This is a genomic window from Burkholderia cepacia, assembly GCF_001718835.1.
GTDB lineage: Bacteria > Pseudomonadota > Gammaproteobacteria > Burkholderiales > Burkholderiaceae > Burkholderia > Burkholderia cepacia_F.
Genome location: NZ_CP013443.1, coordinates 2,634,511 through 2,655,042 on the forward strand (window position 1 = coordinate 2,634,511; position 20,532 = coordinate 2,655,042).

The window sequence follows — 20,532 nt, forward strand, 5'->3', positions numbered from 1 at the left end:
CAGGCGGGCCTTGGCCCTCAAAGAGTGCAATGCTTCGTGATCGGATCCACCGCGCTGCAGATGTGAACCTCGGTCATCAGGCCGCCGAAGTTTTCCTGATCGTTCGACAGGTGATCGAGGTTCGGCGTGTACAGGTAGAAAATCTGGCCCGAGTGGTATTTCGTCTTGTCGCTGGCGTCGAGGATCAGGTCGAGCGACTCGCCGCCGCCGAGCGTGATCGAATTCGTGTCGTAGGCCAGGTTGTTGCCGGCCATGTCGCGCAGCATCCGGGCGTTGATCGCGATCACGTGCATCGGGATGCCGAGCGACGCCAGCGTCTGGTATTCGGTCACGTCGAGATCCGAGATCCGCAGCAACGCCCTGCCGCCGGCCGGGATGTTGATCAGCGTCGCCAGTGGCTGCGACGGATGCATCGCGGCATCCGACGACGGCGTCGACATCGGCCCTTCGGTCACCGTGTCCGGATAGCTGCGGCCGTTCAACAGGAAGAACTTGTCCTTCATGTCGGTGAACGGCTCCGGATTGAACGTCATGCCGACGAAGTGGAAGTTCGGATCGAAGCCGTGGATCTGGACCGGGTACTCGACGTCGTATGCGGTCGAGCCGTCGCCGTCGTTGTATGCGTACAGCGACAGCGTCGCCGGGCTGGTCGGCGGAATGTTCGGGTTGGCCGCGCGCACGAGCCCGGTGTCCTGCTTGGGCAGCGGCGTCGAGCAGAGAATGTCGTTTCCGCAGCGCGTGCGCAGGTCGGATTGCTGGGTGACCAGCGACTCGTACAGCGACACGCCCGCGGGCACCCGGTCCTGGCGCGGCCGCACGTAGATCTGGCCGACCATGCCCATCTGCAGGTGCTCCGGCGGCGTGATGTGGCAGTGCCAGAAATAGGTGCCCGCATCCGGCGCGAGGTAGTAGTACGTGAAGCTCGCGCCGATGTTGATCGCGACCGACGCGTCCGGCACGCCGTCATAGAACGACGACGCATTCGGGTAGCCGTGGAAGTGCACCGTGTGCTTTTCGAACAGGTCGGGACGCATGATCATCCCGACGTTCGTGAGCGTGAGGAAAAACTCGTCGTCCTCGTCGATCGCCATCAGCGGCGCCGGCTCGTTGCCGTTCATCACGCCGATGTCCATGATCGGGCGCGGATCGACATGCCCGGTCAGCGCGCCGCCCGCGTCCGGATCGGGCGCGAGGCCGACCGCGCCGTTGTAGGTCGGGTCCGTTCGCGGATCGCCGACGGTGTTGAACACCGACGCGAACTCCGTGCCGGGCAGGCCGGCCTTGATGTCCGCCAGGCCGGACAGCGGACCGAACGCGAACAGGTAGGTCTGCACGCCATTGGCCATCGTCGCGTAACCGTCGCCGCCCGAGATCTGCTGGCACTTGATCGCGCCGTTCACGGCACCGGTCGCGGTGGAGGTCTGCCCCGTATAGGTCGGCTTGGTGTAGGCCGGCTCGCCCGCGCCGAGCGGCAGCGCGGTCGGATGCGACGGCGTGGTGAACGGGCATTGGACACGGAACGATTGCGCGAACGACGGAACGGCGAACAACAGGAGCAACAGTGCCGCCACACTGCTGCAGTACGTGCGGGTGCTGAACATATGACCTCCATCCTTGGGGTCAACCAGCGATACGCGCTGGACGTCATGCTCGGTTGCGAACGCGGGCCGGCGACGTCTTCGCAATGACCCGTAGCTGGATTGTGCAGAGGCGCACGCAAGCCCGGGATGGGTCACCCCCCTACTTTTCGGGTAGGGGGGACCCAGCGCGTCGATGGGTCGTGTTGTCCGGAACGAAGGCTGGCGCGCGTTCCGATGGCCGCAGGCAGTCAGTCGCGCGCGACGGGTGCGTCGAAGGGATATGGGCGCGGCAAGGCCGCTTTCATTCTTGTTTCAGGGAATTGGGCGTCGCGCCGGCCGGCGCGCACCCGGTGCGGCGTGTAGGGATGCGAGCGGCGCTCGCCCCTCGCCGCTCAGCCGCGCGGTCGCGCCGCGGCCGCCGCCGGCAGCACGACGTTCATCAGGTGATCGGCACGCGACAGCAGATCGGTCACGCGCTCGTCGAGCCCGCGCAATTGCGCAGGTTGCATGCGAATCTGCTGCACCGCCTGCCCGACGATGTTACGGCGGTCGAACAGCGTGCGCTCGACGCCCGCGTCGTCCGGTGCGCGCACGACGTCCGACACCGCGCTCAGCGCCGCGAGCACGACCACGAGGTTTTCCTCCGCATGGCGAACCTTCGCGGCGAGTTCCTCGGTGCGGCGCGGAAAGAAGCCGAGCGACTGCTTGAGCGCACCGAGCGCCGCGCGGTAATCGACGTGGCCGGATGACGGACGGAACCAGCGTTCGAACATGCCGGCCTTGCGCGTCGCCTGCGCGAGCATCCCCGCCATCATGTCGGCCGCGCCGAGTTCGTTGAATTCGCGCGTGGCGGCCGCGACGGCTTCGACGAGGTTGCCCGCGCTTTCGAGCGCGGTGTCGCCGATCGTCGCGACCGTCGCGAGCTTCAGCGGCACCAGTTGCCGGATATGCCGCTCGATGCGCGGCGCGTAGTCGGGATAGAGATTCGGGAAGCTGGCCTGCGCGGCGCGGAAGCACGCTTCGAGCTGCGGATGGTTCGATTCGCCGAATACCGCGCGGCCGACTGCCTCGGCTGGCGCGGCGCGCGCTGGCCGCTCGGGCGCCGGCCCGAAGTCGAGCGCCTGCGGCGCCGGCCGGTCGGCCGGCCGCGATGCGTCGGCCGGCGGCGCATCGAACGCGAGCCGGCCCGGCGTGCGCGCGGGCGCGCCGTCGAAATCGAGCGGCTTCGGCTCGTCAGGCTGGCGGGTCATCGGTGCATCCCGCCCGGCGCGCCGGTGGTCCGTGCGCCGGGCTGCGGCGAGTCAGACCGCGCCGCCGTACGCGCGCACGAAGTCGCCCAGGCCGCGGTTGTAGCCGGCGCCGACCGCCTTGAACATGAAGTGGCCGTCGCGGCGATAGAAGCTGCCCACCTGCACCGACGTCTCCATCGAGAAGTCTTCCTCGAGCGCATACTTCGCGATCACTGCGCCCGACACCTCGTCGGCGATCTGGATGTAGCTGTTGCGCACCTGGCCGAAATTCTGGCGACGCGCCTCGGCCTGGTCGATCGTCACGACCACCGAGATTTCCTCGATGTCCGCGGCGAGCTTCGTCACGTCGATGAAGATCACCTCGTCATCGCCGCCGCCGCTGCCCGTGCGGTTGTCGCCGCTGTGCACGACACCCAGGCACTTCGATGCGGGCATCCCGCGCTTCGGGAAATCGTCGCCCGGCTGGATGAAGGTGTCCTTGCGCTCCATCGTGCGCACTTCGCTGTTGTAGAACACGAAATGCTGATCCGAGATCAGCTTCGGATTACCCTGCGCGTCGTACTTGCACAGGAACACCGACACGTCGAGATCGAAATCCGTGCCCGTGTCCGTCGCGTTCGCGTCCCAACCGAGACCGATGCGGAACTTCTGCGTGCCGGGCGCTTCCTTCGACAGGTTGACGCGACCGCCTTTCGACAAATTGATCATCTGAACCTCTTCTGCTGGAATCCGCCGACCACCGGCGGTAACCCGGGCTGCCCGCGGCAGCCCCTCGTCAATCGGTGCCGCGCACCGTCACTTGCCGCCGGCCGTCGCGCGATCTTCCTTGCGCTGCACGACGATCGACGACCACACGGCCGCGGCGATCATCGCCGCGCCGACCAGGCCCGTGATGACCTCGGGCACCTCGAACTTCACGCCGAGGAACATGATCGTTGCGAGCGCACCGATCGCCCAGAACGCGCCGTGTTCGAGATAGCGATACTGCGCGAGCGTGCCCTTCTTCAGCAGCACGAGCGTCATCTCCCGGATATAGGCCGCGCCGACGCCGAGGCCGAGCGCGATCAGGAAGATGTTGTTCGACAGCGCGAATGCACCGATCACGCCGTCGAAGCTGAATGACGAATCGAGCACCTCGAGATACATGAAGCCCGCGACGCCTTCGCGCACCACGCGCGTGCCCGTTTCCTCGCCGCCGATCAGGTCGCCGATGCCGTGCGCGATCACGAAGCTGATCACGCCGAACGCACCCGCGAGCAGGAAGGCGACCTGTTCCGCCGACGGCACGTAGAACGACGCGACGATCACGATCGCGAGCGTCAGCGCCACTTCCAGCGCGGTGATGCGGCCGAGATGGCGCATCGGGCCTTCGAGGAAGCCGATCCAGTGCTCGTCCTTCTCGGTGTCGAGCATGAACTTGAAGAACACCATCAGCAGGAACGCGCCGCCGAACGCCGACACCTGGTGATGCGCGGAAGTCAGGATCGCCGCGTACTTCTCCGGCGACTCGATCGCGAGCGTCAGCGCATCCCACATGCCGATGTGGCCGATCACCGCGACGATCAGCAGCGGGAACACGAGCCGCATGCCGAACACGGCGACCGGCAGGCCGAACACCATGAAGCGGTTGCGCCACTTCTCCGACCAGTTCTTGAGCACGGAGGCGTTGACGACCGCGTTGTCGAGCGACAACGAGATTTCGAGCACGCACAGGACCGCGACGATCAGCATGTCCTTCACGCCGCCGAGGAAATACGCGGCGACCAGTGCGAGCGCCGTGAGCGACAGCGGGATCTTGAAGTCTTTCAACATGATGTGGGGTTTCGAGTTTCGGGAAAAATGACGTGCGGGCCGCGCTTACTTCGCGCGCACCCAGTCGCAGAATTCCTGCGTGATCAACTGTTCGTAGATCTGTTCGTCGCTGATGTCGAGCGATTCGAGATGCAGGAAGCCGACGTTCGGCATCTCTTCCGCGATTTCCGCGAGGAAGCCGAATTCGCTCGGGTCGCCGACGCCGACGAGCGACCAGTACAGCGGGTAGTGCTGCGACTCGGCCAGCAGCTGGCGCACGCGCTTGCGATCGTTCTTCGGGTTCTGCCCGTCGGTGACGAACAGCACCCACGCGGGCAGATGGCCGTTGACCGGCGCGGCAGCCGCCGGCACGGGCGTCTCGTCCGCGCCGCCGAACAGCCGGCTCAGGAAACCGCGCTTTTCCTCGCGCTTCGGCGACGGCTCCGGCGCGCGGAAGAAGAAGTCGACGATGTCGTTCATCACCGGCGCGTACTGCGTGCCGCCCCATTTGTCGATCCGCGCTTCGAGCACGTGGTCGGAAATGTACGAGCCGTAGTTGTCCGGCGTCGCGGTCGGCAGCCGGTTGAAGCCTTCGGTGAAGGTCCACGTGTCGACTTCGCCGTTGTCGTCGAACTTCAGTGCGATGCCGAGGATCCGGTCGTGCGTCTCCTGAATCACGCCCGACTGATAGAGCGGCTTCGCGGAGCCGGAGATGTCGAGCGCCGCGCCGACGCGCACGACGGGCGGCTTCAGGATCTGGCGTTTTTCGAGGACGATCGCGACCTTCGCCGCGCGTTTCTCAAGCGTAATCATGCGGTGTTCTCTCAGTTCTTCTCAGTTCTCTCAGTTGTGCTTCGGAGCGAATCGGGTGATCAGGTCCTGTTCGAGCTGGCGCAGGCGCGGCGCGTCCTGCTCGCGCTGGCGCTTGCCGTCGGCGATGATCTGCGTGATGTCGTCGAAGGCGCCGAACAGCTGCTGCTGCGCGTATTCGAACGTGTCGGTCGAGATCACCGGACGCTGGCCGAGCTTCGCGACTTCCTGCGCGTTCTGGCGATTCAGGTCGGCCTGCGCGCGGATCGCCTCGTCGGCCGCGTCGTACGTCGCGTTCGCGAGCGCCGCCGCGCGCTTCGTGCTGAGCTGCTCGAGGTAGAGCGCGAACGCATTGGTCCACGCGGGGATCAGCACGGTCTTGATCGTCATGAACTTCGACGTCAGCGTGCGTTTCTGGTCCTGCTCCATGCGGATCTGCGGCGCGAGCTGCTTCGACATCAGCATCGCGCGGTCGAGGTCGTCGAGCTTGCTTTCGAGCGCGTCGACCTTGCGCTTCACGTCGAGCAGGCGTTGTGCGGCGAACGCGTCGTCCGCCGGCTGCTGGCCGGCCGCGAGATGCGCACGCAGCGTCGCGAGCGCCGTTTCGCCGTGCGCCTTCGACTGCGCGAGCTCCTGGTGCAGCGCGTAGTTGTCGTTGTACATCCGCTCGAGCTCGTCGATGCCGGCCTTCTGGCGCCGCGCATGACTCTCGAGCTCGACGACGAGCGTATCCATCCGCTTGCTCACCGATTCGTATTGCGACAGCAGCTTCTCCTTGGTCGAGCGAAACAGCCGCGTGACCTGCGTGAGCAGCCCGCCCTTGTCGGCGCCGCGCGGATCGAGCCCCTTCGCGGTCGCGATCAGTTCGTTGAGCTTGTCACCGAACTGGTCGGCATCCGACGCGCGGACGCTCGCGAGAATCTGCTGGGAGAAGGCGGCGATCCGCGTGCCCTGCGTCGCGCCGAGCTGGTCGATCTCGTCGACGGTGATCAGGCGCGCGGCGTCGGCCGCCGGCGGCATGGCGACGGCGGGCGACGTAACGACGGGAGACGAGGACGGAATGGAAGGACGGACGCTGACCGCATCGGAGTTCTTGTCGTCGAATAGCGGCTTCATGTGGCTACCACGTTTCCTTTTCTGCTTTCTGCTGCGTGTTGTCGTGCGCGCGAGGCGCGCATCCGCGATTGCCGCCGTGCTCTCTCACGGGCGGCAGACGGACAATAAATGGGGTGAATGCCCTGCGTCAAGAGAATGCTTTCATTTTGCATTCATTGACGAAGCGAAACGTCGGGAACCGTGAAGGGAGAGGAAGTTTCTTCCGGCGGAAAGCAGGCCCGGCGGGCTTGTGACAAGGGCGTGACGGCTTGCGGCGATCGGCACGATTGAAAGCGCCTTGAAAGATTTCGGGCGCTGCGCGTCGATCGGCCATTACGGATCACCGACCGCGTGACGCGGGGCTGCGGGGCGACATGTTTTGAAGGACGGCTGGATCGGCGGCATTCGCCGCGCATTCCCAAAGCCGTCGTCGGCCTTTATATTCTCGCGAATTCGCGAAATTTGTACGGGACAAAGAATGAACGGTTGGGTTGTTGCGCTGGCCGGCGTCGTCATCCTCTACGTGCTGCTGCGCGTGCTCAGGCGGCCGCAGGCGCCGCGGGCGACCGAAGCGGCAAAATCCGCCGCGGACGATACCCCGCCGCCGTCGTTGCCTGCTCAACTGAAGCGGACGCTGACCGGCCAGCCGGACGTCGCCTCGATCGATCGTGTCGTGGTCAACGCCATGGTCCAAGTGGCTGCGCTTCGGCGCGACATGACCGCGTTGCTCGTCGAATGCGGCGCGCTCGACCCGCGCGTTCGCGACGAGAACGAGCGCCTCCTGCCCGAGTCGCCGGACCTGGTGATCAGCGTCCCGTTGCGCGCAATTCCGAGCGCCCTGATCGCCCGGCTATGGGATAACCCGGTCGACAACCTGCAGTTCTCCGCACACGTGACCTGGCGCAATCGCGGATACGTCCACGGTGCCTACGGGAATATCGCCGCTCTTGAGCAGGCGTTCGACGCATGGCTGGACGCCGCGCCGGGATGGCACGGCGTCGGCCAGGAACGGGGCAGCTATATCGCCGGCGCGTTCTTCACCGACGAGGTCGTGCTGCATATGGAGCGCGATTACCTCGACACCTCCGTCGCCATCGACGTCGTATCGCGTGACGTATTGACGCGCGACGTGCACAGGCAGCTCGCTGAATTGCGTGCGCACGTGAGCAATCACTCCACGGTCGACGCGAACCGGCTCGACCCGTAACCGCGCCCCGCGCATCGCGCTCACGCATGGGTCCGTCGCTGCACCGAACCCGACGATCAGGCCCGAACCGCAGGCGGTTCCACGCCGCCGAGCAACCGTTCCAGCGAAAGTCCGATCGCGAGCACGTCCCTGTCTCCGCCCGGCAGCCCGGCGAACTCGATCCCGACCGGCATGCCGTCGTCCGCGCGTCCGGCGGGCAGCACGATGCTCGCCATGCCGGCGCAACTGCCGAGCCCGACGTTGCGGCCCAGTGCGTCGAACGCGTCGATCGTGCGCCCGCCGTCGATCGTCACGCCGGTTTCCTCGCCGATCCGGGGCGCACGCACCATGGCAACCGGAAACGCGAGCACGTCCGCGCGATGCTCGCGCATGCCGGCGGCAACGCTCGACGCGAGCGCATTCCGCTCGCGCAACGCCGCCTCGTACGCTTCGCGCGTGGGCGTGTGCGGCGGCAGGACCATCGCATCCATCAGGTTCTTCGTATTCGACCCGAGCGTCGCGTACAGATCGTCGAAAGCAACCCCCGCTTCGTGGCGTCGAAGGAAATCCGCGACGCTGCTGCGCAGTTCGGCGGCCACGATCGTCCCGACGATGCCGGCCGCGCGCGCCACCTCGTTCAGCGAGCCGGCGATTTCCACGACGGATACGCCCGCTTCGCGCAGGCGCGCCAGTGCATGCCGCGCGACCCGCTCAACTTCGGGATCGAGCTCCGCCCAGAGCGCCGCCGGGACGGCGACGCGCATCTCGGTCACGGGGCGCGGCTCGATCGCACGCGCATCGCGCGCGGCAATCCGATCGAACAGGACGAGATCCTCGACGAAGCGGGCAAGCGGGCCGACCTGATCGAAGTTGCGGCTCAACGGCATGATGCCGTCGTCCGGATAGCGTCCGCGGCTCGGGCGAAAACCCGCGATCCCGCAGAAGGACGCCGGCAGGCGAATCGATCCCCACGTATCCTCGGCCACCGCGAGCGGCGCCATCCGGGCCGACACCGCGGCGGCCGAGCCGCCGCTGCTGCCGCCCGGGCTGCGCGCGAGATCGTACGGATTGCGAACCGCCCCGAAGGTTTCGTTGTTGCTGGTCCAGCCGAACGACAGCTCGTGCAGATTGGTCTTGCCCATGACGATCGCCCCTTCCTCGCCGAGCAGGCCGATCACGCCGGCGTCGGCGGACGGCCGGAAGCCCGACAGGGACAGCGTGCCGTTCGACGTCGGCAGCGCGCGCGTATTCACGCTGTCCTTCACCGGAACCGGCAAGCCATGGAGCCGGCCGAGCGCGCCGCCGCGCCTGCGCCGTTCGTCGGCCGCGCGGGCCGCCTGCAGCACCGCATCGCGATCCAGCGTACGAAATGCGTTGAGCGTGCTTCAGCGTTCGACTTGCTCGAGCAGCGCCGTCGCATACCGTTCCGCGGTGATTTCACCGCGCTGCATCGCGGCGACGGCCGCGGCCGCGCCGAGGCCGAGCAACGCGGCGTCGCCCGGCGATGCGGCCTGCGTGACGCCCTCTGCATTGTCCTTGTCCATCTGTTTCTTCTCCGTCGATTGTTCGGAAATCCGATTCCGGCGCCGCCAGCGCGGCGCTGAAATCCCCCCGTTCAATGCGCGGGCCGTCCGGCCACGCGGCGATCGCTCCGATGCCGCACGATCGCGAGCACCAGTCCCACCAGCACCAGCAGCATCAATGCGCCGCCATAGAAATTGGCGACCTTCAGCAAGCCGAGCCGCTGCGTCATATAGCCCGCGAGAATCGCCGGCAGGCAGTTCGCGAGATAGCTTTCCACATAGAAGGCCGCCATCAGCCCCGCGCGTTCGTGCGGCTGCGCGAGCGGCATCACGCTGCGCACCGCGCCTAGAAAACCCGCGCCGAAGCCGACCCCGGCGATCACCGAGCCGACCAGCAGGATCGCCGTCACGCCCAGATCGGCGCCCGCGAGGATCGCGGGAATGCCGATGAGCAGCGCCAGCGCGCCGACGATCAGCACCGGCAGCGGCTTGCGCACGCGCACGACCAGGACGGCCGCACCGCCGCTCAACGTCAGCGCCGCGACGCTCAGCCCGCCGAACCAGACCGACGCCGCGCCGGTCACCTTGCCGATCAGCGACGGCATCAACGACAGATAGAAGCCACCGAGCGCCCACACCGCTATGTTGATCGGCGTGATCGCCAGCAGCTCGGCCCTGGCGGCCGGCGGCACCGAAATGCTCGGCCGCAGCGACTTCAGCGCGCCGGGCCGGCCGCCCGCCGTTTCCGGCGTGCGCCACGTCTGCAACAGCTGAAACGCGAACAGCGCCAGCAGCAGGACAAATGCGAGATGCAACGGCGCCGGCGCCAGTTGGGCCAGCGCGGTCGATCCGAGCACCCCGAGCGACATGCCGCCCATCGGCGCCAGCCCGTTGGTGAACGCGCCCCGCTCCCGGTCGAGGTCGATGAGGGCGGCCGCCACGGACGCGGTGGCGAGCCCGGTCGCCACGCCCTGCAGCACCCGGGCGGCGATGAGCCAGCCCGGGCCGGCCGCCGCCAGAAACAGCCCCATCGCGCCCATTTCAAGCACGAGCGCCGCGCTGATCACCGGACGCCGGCCGATATAATCGGACAGCGCTCCCGCCACGATCAGCGCAGACAGCAGCGACAGCGCATACACCCCGAAGATCAGCGTCAGCAGCATCGGCGAGAAATGCCATTGCGCCTGATAAAGCCGATAGAGCGGCGTCGGCACGCTCGACGCGGCCAGATAGCCCACCAGCGTGATCGTGTGGGTCGTCATCGCGGAAGCCGTCGCAGCGGGCGCCGCTCCGGCAGGTGCTTCGGTTTGGGTGATGTTCGACATGGGCCAGCCGGCTCACTAAAGCAAAGAATGCGCTTTAAGATAGCGATGATCGAGCACAAATGCAAATATTTTGCTTTAGCAGCGTTCGTTGTTGGATGTGTTGCATGAAGGAATTGAATCGACCATGACGACGAGAAAGGGATTGAGGCCGGGTGGTCGCAGCGCGCGTGTGCAGGAAGCCGTGCATCGCGCAGTCCGGGGCCTCCAGCAGGAACACGGCCGGGACGGCCTGACCGTGCCGGCTATTGCGGCGCGCGCCGGCGTGACGCCGTCCACCATCTACCGGCGCTGGGGCGACCTGCCGCAGCTGCTTTCCGACGTGGCCGTCGAGCATCTCCTGCCCGACAGTCTTCCGCCGGACACGGGTTCGTTTCGACAGGACATGGAGCACTGGCTGGCCCAGTATCTCGAGGAGATGTCGTCCGAGGTCGGCCGGACGCTGCTGCGCGACGTGCTGAGCAGCGCCGATCCGCTCAATGCGGGGCAATGTGCGCGCTGTGTCGAGGAACAGCTGGACCGCATGCGCGAGCAGGCGCTTGCGCGCGGGGAGACGCCGCCGGCTTGCCAGACCCTGATGGATTACGTCATCGCGCCGCTGGTCTACCGGATCCTGTTCGCGGCGGAAGCGCCGACGTATGCGTTTGCGCAGACGCTGCTGGATCGGGTGCTGGCGCGGGTCGTCGAGATCGAGACGTAAGGCGGGAAGCCGATTCAAACCCTGCAATACGCAAGCAATAAACCGGCCGTCCGGACAACGGGTTTCATCAGGCATCCCGTCCGGCATTTGCACAGTGCCGCTGTATAACAATATTCAATGCGGCGTTCATGAAAAGAAGACATTTTCTCGCGCTGTCCATCGCGACGGCGTCCGGTCTGACGGCCGGGTGCAAGGGTATCGGCCCGATCACCGACCGGTGGCTCGAGGATTCGAAATACGACGAAACGCTGTCTGCATTCCTGATTACCCAGGACGGCAAGAAACTTGTCGTGCTCGGCAGGTCACTTCGGTCATGTACACCGTGCCACCGCTGTCAAAGCCTTTTGTCGCACCGGTTCCGCCAACGCTGCGTCCACGGACATTGAGCTTCGGTAGCTCAAGCTTACCTAGCTTGAGCCATTTGAGAACGGGAAGAGACAATCCGACCCCGACGCCCGCGTATTTGAACTGCTCAGGCTGGCCCGATGGTGGATCTAACACGATGACGCCGCCCGAAGCAAGAAGCAGTTCAATACCTGGCGATCTCAAGAATCAAGTGCAACGTTTCGCTAATCCAGCGGCAGCCAATTCAATGGCCATCGCCTCTTCCGGCGTTTTCCATCCGAGGGTTTGACGAGGACGGCCATTGAGCAATTTGGCGATGTCGTTCAACTGCGTTTGCGTGACGCCCGACAGGTCCATGCCCTTGGGCAAGAACTGGCGCAGCAAACCGTTGGTGTTCTCGTTGCTGCCTCGCTGCCAAGGCGCGTATGGGTCCGCAAACCAGATATCGAGATTCAGCCGCTCGGCCAGTTCGACATGACAGGTCATTTCCGATCCACGGTCATACGTCAGGCTCTCGCGCAAGAACGCCGGCAACTTCTTCATCTGGCGCGTGAAGCCTTCGAGTGCATCCTTCGCCGTACAGCCGTCCATGCGGCACAGCACCACGAAGCGTGTCTTGCGCTCGACCAGCGTGCCCACGCAGGAGCGATTGAAGGCGCCCTTGACCAGATCGCCTTCCCAATGCCCCGGCCATTTGCGCGTTTCGATCTGCTCGGGCCGGTGAATGATGCGCAGTTCTTCCGGTACGAAGCTCTTGCGGGCAAGGGTCTTGCGCGGGTTGCCGCGCGCAGGCTTTTCCTGGCGAAGCGCCTCGATCATGGCTTGCTTCAAGCCACCACGAGGATGGGTGTAAATCGCCGCGTAGATCGTTTCGTGGCTGACGCGCTGGTCGGGGCTGTCTGGGTGCATCTCGCGAAGTCTGGCAGCAATTTGCTGCGGCGACCAGCGCCGATAGACCAGTTGATGATGCACATGCCAGTACAGCGCGCTTGCGGCAAGCAGTTTGCGCGGCCGCCGGCTTCGCTCGCGCCGCGTGCGGTAGGCCTTGGCCGCGACCGTCGCGTCATAACATCGCGCAGACTCGGCGCGGTTGCGCGCCAGTTCTCGCGTGACGGTCGATGCGCTGCGTCCGAGCAGTCGGGCGATCGCGCGCACGCTCACCTTCTTTCCGCTTTCGATCATGATCACCGCACGTTCTTCCGCGCTCAGGTGGCTGTAGCTTTTCTTCATCGCAACACCCTATCTCAATACAGGTGTTGCACTTGAAACTAGAGTCTAAGCCTCCTCCCCCCCCCCTGCTCCAGTATCGTATTTCCACTCGCTTTCTCTCAGTGTCTTTATCCACATGGTTTATCCATACCTCGGCCGGAATGACTGGCCTGTCAACCCAGCATAAAGGAACGCGATCGCAAACACGGCCGATATAAGAGTCTCAAGCCACATGTTGGTAAACGTATCGACTTTCGCTGTTGCAAGTGGCTTGGTCGGATCGTAGCGGACAGGAACAGAATCGCCGACTTCCACTGAGACAAAGCTCCCGGGAAACGATACATGCTCGCCAGCTTGCGTCACAAAGGAAATCTCGGGGTGACGCTCGCCATAGTCCAGTCGGACGACCGTACCTTGCGTTGCAACCGAAGATTTAATGAAGGTCAGCTTGTCGCTGAGCGAAATCAGCGTCCAGACAGCTGCGCACAGGCCGATCATCAATGCGACGTAATTGAACTTGTGTGCTTTACTGGTCACTGTTTTTTTCTGATATTAAATGTCATCCTCAAACTTCCCGACATGCCTCGCGAGACCTTGCGCGGTTTGCCAAGAATGACGTCAACTCTACGCTTGTTCCAATCTGCACCTGGCGCTTACCGGAAGATGGCGACGTTTGCGAATTGTCTTCGGATTGGTGGTCATTGCCAGAAAAGCGCACTGTTGGCACCAATGACCACGTCTGATCGTATTCGGCGTCGCGAACCAACGATGCCCGATATGGCATTCCCACTCGAGCCTCGTGCTGGAATTCACATACTCCGTCGAGATGCATTGACCGCCGCGCTCGGCAGCAATCGTCCGCATCAGTTCGATACCGAGCTTCAAAGAACTATAACTACACACACGACACCACCTTCCCGCAACGATCGCTCCCGGCACCGCCGACCAGCGATGACCATGTGCACACGCCCATTCAAGTTTTGTCGCGGCGTTCTTGTAGGCACGCGAAAGGCACCGGCCACCATGTGCTTTCGCTAAGCTGCGCATATCGGCGATGTCATATACGTTGCCCTTGTTCTGGCATCTCGGGCACCACGATCCTCGAAAGATCTTCGCTCCCTGCGTTTCCCATTCGTGACCATGCTCGCAACGGAATTGATAATACGCATCGTTTCCGGCGTATTCGGTCGCGAGGCACACGCCACCTCGTCCCAATGCGTGAGCCCGCATTACCTCAAGGCCGTCAGCGCGACGATAAGCTACTGACTTTTTCACGTTGGCGCATTGCCGACACCATGCACCTCTCGTCACATCGAGACCGACCGTCTCCCATTCGTGCCCTTCCGCACACCGAAAGCGATAGCGATCTGCAAGTTTTGTGTAGGTCGTCGACAAGCATTTCCCGCCGCGATCCCGCGCGGCCGCACGCAGGCGTTTCATCCCGTCCGGATCGGTCATCCGCTTCGAATGCTCCGAACGGGCACACAACACGCACCATGATCCTTTCTGCAAGTTGCTGGCTGTCTTCTCGAAGACATGTCCTTCACGGCAGACAAACTCGTAGCTAGCCTTACGACCAGCATAACGGTCCGACAGGCAGCGACCACCTGCTTTGCGAGCCACTCGGTCCAGATACAACAGAGCGTCCTGGTCACGGCAGGCTGGACACGCCACGAGCGTGTACAGCAGATGCGACCCGGAACGACTCAGCTCATGTCCTCGTCGACATCGGAATCGATATTGCGCATTCCACCCGTGCCATTCCGATTCGAGAAGCTTGAGGCCGTAAGGCAACAGTGCTTGGCGCAATCTTTTCAGTTGGTCTACGGGCAACTTCGACAACTCCGCTTTGTCCGGCACCGGCTCCTTCTGCAGTGTTCTGTCGGTGCCTCGTATCGGTCAGGAATTTCCGTACGATATTGTTTGCCATTACCATAACTGATCCTGTCCAAAATCGATCCACCAAACAAACGATAGAACCACGGACCCACCCTCGAAACTCGAACATCTGCGTCACTTGGGCAGATTCTGATATGCCATCTTCAATATGATATCTCGATATTGCGGATACTTCCCCAATAACTCAGATTGAGTAAGAATTCTATAATCAGCATCGTCAAAGCCATCGGCTTATACACAATTGTCGGCGTGACCGCCGGCACGTAACTTTTGCAATGTCTTGGCGGCGACATGAACCTCTTTGAGTCCGAGCCAGATGGCTTTCGCACCGGGTTCGCCGTCGCCCTTGCGGCCGAGGAATCCGCCCAGGCGCGCGATCAAGCGCAGCACCTCGTTGAGCTTGGGCTGGGCCGGCTGCTTGACGTCGGTGAGCAAATACGCGCCGCGAATTTCATCGGCATCGAAGAACAGTTCGGCATCGAGATCGGGGCAACTGCGGCCCAGGCGCATTAGATGGGTGATCCGCCACGCCACCACCAGAAACAGTGCCAACGCGCGCTCAAGTCGTTCAATCGTGCCCAATTGCAACGCCTCGACTCGGCAGCCGTTCTTCAGCACGTTGAACAAGATCTCGATTTCCCAGCGCGCCCGATACCAGTCGATCAGTTCAATCGCTTCCGGCAGCGTCGTGGCTTCGCGGTTGGTCAGCAAGCGCCATTCGATCGGCTTGACGCCGCTTGGTGCATCAAACTCACGCGCCACCAGACACGTGGCCGCTACGCTTTGACCAACACCTGCCGGCAGTTCGATGCGCCGCAACCATACGTGCTGACGCACTTGGCGCGCCTTCACGCCGTGACGCGAGCCCATCGTGAAGGCAATCTCGCCGAGCGGTGCGCCTTCTGTCGTCGCCGCCCACAGCTTCGCTGCCTCGGGCAGCGCACGGTCGTGGGTCGAGCGAATCAGCCAATCCGCCGGCGTGTCCAGCTCCTGCGCCCGCACCATCAGTGCGAGCATGTCCGCCTCGCGATCAGCGACGTACACCAGTCGCGTGTGCGGCAAGCTCGCTGCCGTTTCCGCCACCCGCTCGTAGCCCTCGATCCAGCGCAGGCTTTCCTTGAGGCCGCCGCGCTTGCCCTGCGCGTCCTTGGGCTCACGCGCCCACATCCACGCGTCAAGCACGCCCAGCGGCACCCGCTCGGGCGTCACCGCGTAGGTCGGATGCAAATACATCCCGCGCTGCGCCTCGTAAGACAGCGGTCCGAGGCCCATTGCCTGCCGGCCGTTGAAATCCAGTTCCGTGGTGTCCTGCAGGCACAGCACGACCGACTGGGCTGCCATGCGTTGCTCGGTCTGCCGCCAGTGCGGCTCCAGAATCGCTCCCCACTCGACCTCGTCGTTGTCGAAGAAGCGGTACGCCCCCATCGTCTCGCCCCAGCCCCGACACGCCTGCGGCACGCCGGCCGTCGGCTTGGCCGCCAATCGTTCCATCAATGTCCTCGCTCGCTTGTTCAAGCGCGCGTCGCCAAGGTCAAGGTCGGTAAATTCAGTTTCCGTCCAGTACGGTGCTTCCAGGGCCAAGGCGTTCACGCAAAAAGCGAGAGTAAACGCGACGCGCCGAAAGTTTACAAGCCCCGCGCGCTCTTATTGCTCGACGACGGTTTGTTCCGGCCTACGGTTGCGGAGGCCAGGCTTGTGTATAAGACGATGCGTCAAAGCCCGGCACAACTGCGCAACTGACCAAAGTGTAATCACCTGAATCAACCGATGCCCCGAAAATCCACCCTCCACGCATGACTACAGAGAGTACCTCCCCACGTTCCAGGTTAGGGCCGATACGGGTCGTGCGATATTTTCCCGTCTCATCGATGACATGCATAGTCATCGGATCGCCTGAATGGTAATACCATATTTCATCTGATTTCATCTGATGAAAGTGGGACGGGCTGTCATGTGTCACCATGAAATAGATCCCGCTATAATTTTTCCTTTCAGCACCGCTCGCTGTTTTTCGGAAAATATCCGATCCGAACGCGTATCTGAAATACCCCCCTTCAGGATGAGGCTCTAGACCCAGCTTCTCCATCCAGAATTCCCTCGACTCCTGATGTCTGATGCCATTTGCCTTCGACATAACGTTCCCTGCAGATATCATAAGAAGTGTTGCAAAAATTGAAACGACAGTGACTCGTGCAATTACCGCCACCGCCCCTCTACTCATCAATTTATTTTTTTTGCCAACATACGATGTGGTGTTAGTTGAAATTTATACAACATCGCGAGACGGCAGGTGCACGGGGGAATAGTAACGCTGCTGATCCTACACGATGATATCGACAGCTATGAAAATCGCCAACATGAACTTGTGTCATCCTTGAAATATCGGAAATTTTCATTGTGCGCGCCCGGTCCGCTATCATCTCGTAGGTTTAGAATTGCTCTATGTTCAATCGTGACCACTGACCTTCAGAATCTCCAAGCGCAACTGCGTGAATTGAATACCCGTCTTGCGGACGTCAAGAAGGACGAGAAGCAAGCATATTTGGCAGCCGTTCAGGAGCGCGTTGCGCTGTACGGCATCACGGAAGACGAATTGCTGAGGGCAGCGGGCTTCCGGAAGTCGCGCAAACAGCGGGCGCCAGCGAAATACTACGACTCGTCCACGGGCAAAACGTGGTCCGGCCATGGTCCGCGCCCGAAATGGCTCGAAGGGAAGAACCTAGACGACTACCTGATCGACCGGGCGGGGAAGCCGTGGTGGCCCGGAGAAGACGCGTAGAACCTGGCACGAACCTCGGTCGCTATCGGTTCGACAGGACATACAGCGGCAATCCGCGTGCAGGTTCGCCGTGATATGCGCCGACTGCTGCGTCGACGCCGCAATCCCTTCCGCGCTTGGCGAAGTGACCTGGGCCTGGAACTTGGTCCGATACTCGGCTATCAGCTTGTGGGCCAGTGTGATCGCCTCTGCTCGGTCAGAGGTCGTAAGGCTTGCTGGAAAGCATTGGTCGCCAGATTGCCATTCTTCAGGCGCGGCCAAAGGTGCCGCACTTTATCCGGGATACCAATGCGAAGGTGATAAACCGAGCCCTCCAGGCGGAGCCCATTTGGGAGAGATTGCATGTCGTCCACCCACGTATTTTGACACGCGAATTGACATGCTGAATTGACATACCCGGAAAAGCAAAAGCCCCGAAACCCTTACCAGTATTGGACTTTCCTTTACTGGCGGGGCTTTCGGGGCCTTATATTCTGGCGGAGAGAGGGGGATTCGAACCCCCGATAGGCTTTCACCTATACACGCTTTCCAGGCGTGCGACTTAAACCACTCATCCATCTCTCCGGGAAGAGCGAGAGTATAGCAAACTCTTGCGGCGCCCCGCCACTCCCTCGTGCACACCCGTCACGGATGGCGAATGTAGTCGACGAGCGCACGCGTGTAATCGTCCGGCCGGCGGTCGAGCAGGCTGACGACGATCGCCACCGCGAACCCCGCCGGCACCCCGAACACGCCCGAGCTGATCGGTTCGATCCCGAACCACGTGCGCCCCGCGAATCCCGTCAGTTGCGTGAAGTACGGATAGGTCGACACGATGTAGTACACGCACACCGCGAGCCCGGTCACCATCCCGGCGATGGCGCCGCGCGTCGTCGTGCGCTTCCAGAAAACGCCGAGCACCAGCACCGGAAAGAAGCTCGAGGCCGCCAGCGAGAACGCGGCGCCGACGAGAAACAGGATCTTCCCCGTATTGAGCGACGCGACATACGACGCGAACAGGGCGACACCGAGCAGCAGCACCTTCGAGATCGTCACGCGCCGCTGGCTCGACGCGTCGGGCGCGACCATGCAGTAGTAGACGTCGTGCGACAGCGCGTTCGCGATCGTCAGCAGCAGCCCGTCCGCGGTCGACAGCGCCGCGGCAAGCGCACCGGCCGCGATCAGTCCCGACACGACGTACGGCAGCCCCGCAATCTCCGGCGCGGCCAGCACGACCATGTCCGGCTGCATCTGGATTTCCGACCAGTGCACGATGCCGTCGCGAATCACCTCGACGACGCTGATCAGGTCGGGCTCGAAGTGATGCCATTGCGTGACCCATGCCGGCAATTCCGCGAACGGCCGCCCGACGAGGTTCGCGAGGATCTCGTACTTGATCAGCACCGCGAGCACCGGCACGCTCAGGTAGAACAGCGCGATGAAGAACAAGGTCCACCCGACCGAGCGCCGCGCCGACGCGACCGACGTGGTCGTGTTGTAGCGCGTCAGGATGTGCGGCAGGCTCGCGGTGCCGAGCGACAGGCACAGCAGCAGCGCGAGGAAATTCCGCTCGCGCGGCTTGCGTTCGTCATCGCTCGCGGCGGGAAACGGCTCGTGCATCGGTACCGGCGGCTCGGCACGGGCCAGCAGGTCGTCACGCGCCTGCGTCCACGCGACCCGCGCCGCCGCCGGATCGCGCGGAAAGTCGGCCAGCTCGCGCTCGCGCTGGCTGATCTCGCGCAGCGGCCCGTTGTGGCGCCGCAGGTCGGCCAGCTGGTCGGCGAGATGCCGGCGTGCATCCGCATACGACGCAGGCAGCCGGTCGAGCCGAGTCTGGATGTCAGCGGCTTGTCGTCGATACGCGTCGCGCACCTGTTGCTCGTCGCGCGAATCGCGCACCTGCGCCTCGCGCGCCGCGACGCGCTCCATCAGCTTGCCGTAGCTGAACTGCGGCACCGGGCCGAGCCCGTTCTTCATCGCGATCAGCGACACCGGAATCAGGATCGCGCTGATCAGGATGATGTACTGCGCGACCTGCGTCCAGGTGACCGCGCGCATCCCGCCGAGAAACGAACACACGAGAATGCCCGCGAGCCCGCAGAAGATCCCGATCGCGAAATCGACGCCGATGAAGCGCGTCGCGATCAGGCCGATCCCCTGGATCTGCGCGACCAGGTACACGAACGAACAGAGGATCGCCGCGCCGGCCGCGAGCGCACGCACGGCCGTGCTCGAAAAGCGCGTACCGAGAAAATCGGGAATCGTGTAGCGCGCGAGCTTGCGCACATAAGGCGCGAGCAGGAACGCGACGAGGCAGAACCCGCCCGTCCAGCCCATCACGTACGCGAGCGCATCGTAGCCGGTCGCGTAAAGCGAGCCGGCCAGGCCGATGAACGACGCGGCCGACAGCCAGTCCGCCGCCGTCGCCATCCCGTTGAACGCGGACGGCACGCGCCGCCCGGCCACGTAGTATTCGACGAGATCGGACGTGCGCGACAGCAGCCCGATCACCGCATACACGGCGATCGGCACGAACAGGAACACGTAGCCGATCCAGACGCCGGAGCCGGTGGCGCGCTCGATCCGCCACATCAGCAGCACGAATCCGAGAAACCCCAGCGTGTAAAGCGCATACGCGCGGATCAATCGATGCGTCAGCATCCGTCAGCGCCCGCCACGCGTGTCGCCGGCCTGCGCCGCGTACGCGTCGTACGCGCGGCGCAGCGTGCGGTCTGCGCGTTGCATCAGCCCGATGTACGCGACGATCAGCACGAGATACACGAGAATCGCGCCCTGCGCGCCGACATAGAACGGCAGGCTGAACCCGGCGAAGCGCACGCTCGCGAGCGCGGGCCCGAAGAACGGCACGATGAACGACACGGCGAAACCGATCGCCATCAGCACCGCGATCAGCGCGACGTTGAAGCGCCAGTAACGTGCGTGGGCACGCGCGAGCGGTTCGGGAACGGGCGGTGGCGCGGCAGGCGCGGATCGGGTCGGAACGGTCATGCCGTTATGTAACAAAAAGCCCCTGCGCGGGCAATCGGGATTGCCGCGCAGGGGC

The 20,532-nt window shown here is 63.6% G+C and carries 19 protein-coding genes and 1 tRNA gene; 3 read left to right on the plus strand and 17 right to left on the minus strand.

Annotated elements, in window-relative coordinates; genetic code table 11:
* Positions 1–17 precede the first annotated feature (17 nt).
* The 6 genes from WT26_RS15325 to WT26_RS15350 all read right to left on the minus strand — a co-directional run bounded on the left by WT26_RS15325 (position 18) and on the right by WT26_RS15350 (position 6,547).
* A complete protein-coding gene (locus tag WT26_RS15325; RefSeq protein WP_059737891.1) occupies positions 18–1,601 on the minus strand; it encodes a multicopper oxidase domain-containing protein in 1,584 nt (527 codons plus the stop codon).
* A gap of 371 nt (positions 1,602–1,972) precedes the next feature.
* Positions 1,973–2,830: a hypothetical protein gene (locus WT26_RS15330; RefSeq protein WP_069273196.1), complete on the minus strand. Its 858-nt coding sequence runs from the start codon at positions 2,828–2,830 to the stop codon at positions 1,973–1,975.
* Positions 2,831–2,881: 51 nt separating this feature from the next.
* Positions 2,882–3,538, minus strand: a complete 657-nt coding sequence (locus WT26_RS15335; protein WP_059528411.1) for a TerD family protein — start codon at positions 3,536–3,538, stop codon at positions 2,882–2,884.
* A gap of 87 nt (positions 3,539–3,625) precedes the next feature.
* Positions 3,626–4,642: a DUF475 domain-containing protein gene (locus tag WT26_RS15340; protein WP_069273197.1), complete on the minus strand. Its 1,017-nt coding sequence runs from the start codon at positions 4,640–4,642 to the stop codon at positions 3,626–3,628.
* Positions 4,643–4,687: 45 nt separating this feature from the next.
* A complete protein-coding gene (locus tag WT26_RS15345) occupies positions 4,688–5,434 on the minus strand; it encodes a VWA domain-containing protein (RefSeq protein ID WP_059904774.1) in 747 nt (248 codons plus the stop codon).
* Positions 5,435–5,464: 30 nt separating this feature from the next.
* Positions 5,465–6,547, minus strand: a complete 1,083-nt coding sequence (locus WT26_RS15350) for a toxic anion resistance protein (RefSeq protein WP_069273198.1) — start codon at positions 6,545–6,547, stop codon at positions 5,465–5,467.
* 457 nt (positions 6,548–7,004) lie between these two features.
* Here WT26_RS15350 and WT26_RS15355 point away from each other — a divergent pair, with 457 nt between their 5' ends.
* Complete coding sequence (locus WT26_RS15355) at positions 7,005–7,733, plus strand: hypothetical protein (protein WP_069270407.1); 729 nt, start codon at positions 7,005–7,007, stop codon at positions 7,731–7,733.
* A gap of 56 nt (positions 7,734–7,789) precedes the next feature.
* Here the strand turns inward: WT26_RS15355 and WT26_RS15360 are convergent, their stop codons facing one another.
* The 3 genes from WT26_RS15360 to WT26_RS15365 form a co-directional block, all read right to left on the minus strand.
* Positions 7,790–9,058 carry an amidase family protein gene (locus tag WT26_RS15360; protein WP_069270408.1) on the minus strand — a complete coding sequence of 423 codons (1,269 nt, stop codon included), beginning with the start codon at positions 9,056–9,058 and terminating at the stop codon, positions 7,790–7,792.
* A gap of 39 nt (positions 9,059–9,097) precedes the next feature.
* Positions 9,098–9,256, minus strand: coding sequence for a hypothetical protein (locus WT26_RS37345; RefSeq protein ID WP_155123118.1), 159 nt, complete (start codon positions 9,254–9,256; stop codon positions 9,098–9,100).
* A gap of 71 nt (positions 9,257–9,327) precedes the next feature.
* A complete protein-coding gene (locus WT26_RS15365; protein ID WP_069270721.1) occupies positions 9,328–10,497 on the minus strand; it encodes an MFS transporter in 1,170 nt (389 codons plus the stop codon).
* 187 nt (positions 10,498–10,684) lie between these two features.
* Between WT26_RS15365 and WT26_RS15370 the strand changes: the two genes are divergently transcribed.
* Positions 10,685–11,257, plus strand: coding sequence for a TetR/AcrR family transcriptional regulator (locus tag WT26_RS15370; RefSeq protein WP_069270409.1), 573 nt, complete (start codon positions 10,685–10,687; stop codon positions 11,255–11,257).
* A 552-nt stretch (positions 11,258–11,809) separates the two neighbouring features.
* On the opposite strand, the gene WT26_RS15375 is transcribed toward WT26_RS15370, so the two are convergent.
* From WT26_RS15375 to WT26_RS35790, 5 genes are all read right to left on the minus strand, one after another.
* Positions 11,810–12,832 (minus strand): IS30 family transposase, encoded by a 1,023-nt coding sequence (locus tag WT26_RS15375; protein ID WP_080485635.1) that lies wholly within the window; start codon positions 12,830–12,832, stop codon positions 11,810–11,812.
* Positions 12,833–12,952: 120 nt separating this feature from the next.
* Positions 12,953–13,348 (minus strand): DUF3592 domain-containing protein, encoded by a 396-nt coding sequence (locus WT26_RS15380; protein ID WP_155774659.1) that lies wholly within the window; start codon positions 13,346–13,348, stop codon positions 12,953–12,955.
* An 87-nt stretch (positions 13,349–13,435) separates the two neighbouring features.
* Positions 13,436–14,671 (minus strand): hypothetical protein, encoded by a 1,236-nt coding sequence (locus WT26_RS35785; RefSeq protein WP_231130454.1) that lies wholly within the window; start codon positions 14,669–14,671, stop codon positions 13,436–13,438.
* Positions 14,672–14,941: 270 nt separating this feature from the next.
* Positions 14,942–16,285, minus strand: coding sequence for an IS4 family transposase (locus tag WT26_RS15385; protein ID WP_155123136.1), 1,344 nt, complete (start codon positions 16,283–16,285; stop codon positions 14,942–14,944).
* A 97-nt stretch (positions 16,286–16,382) separates the two neighbouring features.
* Positions 16,383–16,796, minus strand: coding sequence for a cupin domain-containing protein (locus tag WT26_RS35790; RefSeq protein WP_230461578.1), 414 nt, complete (start codon positions 16,794–16,796; stop codon positions 16,383–16,385).
* Positions 16,797–17,162: 366 nt separating this feature from the next.
* On the opposite strand from WT26_RS35790, the gene WT26_RS15390 reads away from it, so the two are divergent.
* A complete protein-coding gene (locus WT26_RS15390) occupies positions 17,163–17,489 on the plus strand; it encodes an H-NS family nucleoid-associated regulatory protein (protein WP_010095819.1) in 327 nt (108 codons plus the stop codon).
* A gap of 474 nt (positions 17,490–17,963) precedes the next feature.
* On the opposite strand, the gene WT26_RS15395 is transcribed toward WT26_RS15390, so the two are convergent.
* From WT26_RS15395 to WT26_RS15405, 3 genes are all read right to left on the minus strand, one after another.
* A tRNA-Ser gene (locus WT26_RS15395) sits at positions 17,964–18,053 on the minus strand.
* A 60-nt stretch (positions 18,054–18,113) separates the two neighbouring features.
* Complete coding sequence (locus WT26_RS15400) at positions 18,114–20,129, minus strand: sodium:solute symporter family protein (protein ID WP_069273200.1); 2,016 nt, start codon at positions 20,127–20,129, stop codon at positions 18,114–18,116.
* Positions 20,130–20,132: 3 nt separating this feature from the next.
* On the minus strand, positions 20,133–20,477 hold the full coding sequence (locus tag WT26_RS15405) for a DUF4212 domain-containing protein (RefSeq protein WP_069273201.1): 345 nt from the start codon (positions 20,475–20,477) through the stop codon (positions 20,133–20,135).
* Between the last annotated feature and the right edge of the window lie 55 nt (positions 20,478–20,532).

What these genes read in the sequence shown, in the direction of transcription:
- WT26_RS15355 (WP_069270407.1), top strand. Translation starts at nt 7,005, where the DNA reads ATGAACGGTTGGGTTGTTGCGCTGGCCGGCGTCGTCATCCTCTACGTG.
- WT26_RS37345 (WP_155123118.1), bottom strand. Translation starts at nt 9,256, where the DNA reads ATGGACAAGGACAATGCAGAGGGCGTCACGCAGGCCGCATCGCCGGGC.
- WT26_RS15365 (WP_069270721.1), bottom strand. Translation starts at nt 10,497, where the DNA reads ATGACGACCCACACGATCACGCTGGTGGGCTATCTGGCCGCGTCGAGC.
- WT26_RS15375 (WP_080485635.1), bottom strand. Translation starts at nt 12,832, where the DNA reads ATGAAGAAAAGCTACAGCCACCTGAGCGCGGAAGAACGTGCGGTGATC.
- WT26_RS15405 (WP_069273201.1), bottom strand. Translation starts at nt 20,477, where the DNA reads ATGACCGTTCCGACCCGATCCGCGCCTGCCGCGCCACCGCCCGTTCCC.
- WT26_RS15350 (WP_069273198.1), bottom strand. Translation starts at nt 6,547, where the DNA reads ATGAAGCCGCTATTCGACGACAAGAACTCCGATGCGGTCAGCGTCCGT.
- WT26_RS15345 (WP_059904774.1), bottom strand. Translation starts at nt 5,434, where the DNA reads ATGATTACGCTTGAGAAACGCGCGGCGAAGGTCGCGATCGTCCTCGAA.
- WT26_RS15370 (WP_069270409.1), top strand. Translation starts at nt 10,685, where the DNA reads ATGACGACGAGAAAGGGATTGAGGCCGGGTGGTCGCAGCGCGCGTGTG.
- WT26_RS35790 (WP_230461578.1), bottom strand. Translation starts at nt 16,796, where the DNA reads ATGGAGAAGCTGGGTCTAGAGCCTCATCCTGAAGGGGGGTATTTCAGA.
- WT26_RS15340 (WP_069273197.1), bottom strand. Translation starts at nt 4,642, where the DNA reads ATGTTGAAAGACTTCAAGATCCCGCTGTCGCTCACGGCGCTCGCACTG.
- WT26_RS15330 (WP_069273196.1), bottom strand. Translation starts at nt 2,830, where the DNA reads ATGACCCGCCAGCCTGACGAGCCGAAGCCGCTCGATTTCGACGGCGCG.
- WT26_RS15325 (WP_059737891.1), bottom strand. Translation starts at nt 1,601, where the DNA reads ATGTTCAGCACCCGCACGTACTGCAGCAGTGTGGCGGCACTGTTGCTC.
- WT26_RS15400 (WP_069273200.1), bottom strand. Translation starts at nt 20,129, where the DNA reads ATGCTGACGCATCGATTGATCCGCGCGTATGCGCTTTACACGCTGGGG.
- WT26_RS15335 (WP_059528411.1), bottom strand. Translation starts at nt 3,538, where the DNA reads ATGATCAATTTGTCGAAAGGCGGTCGCGTCAACCTGTCGAAGGAAGCG.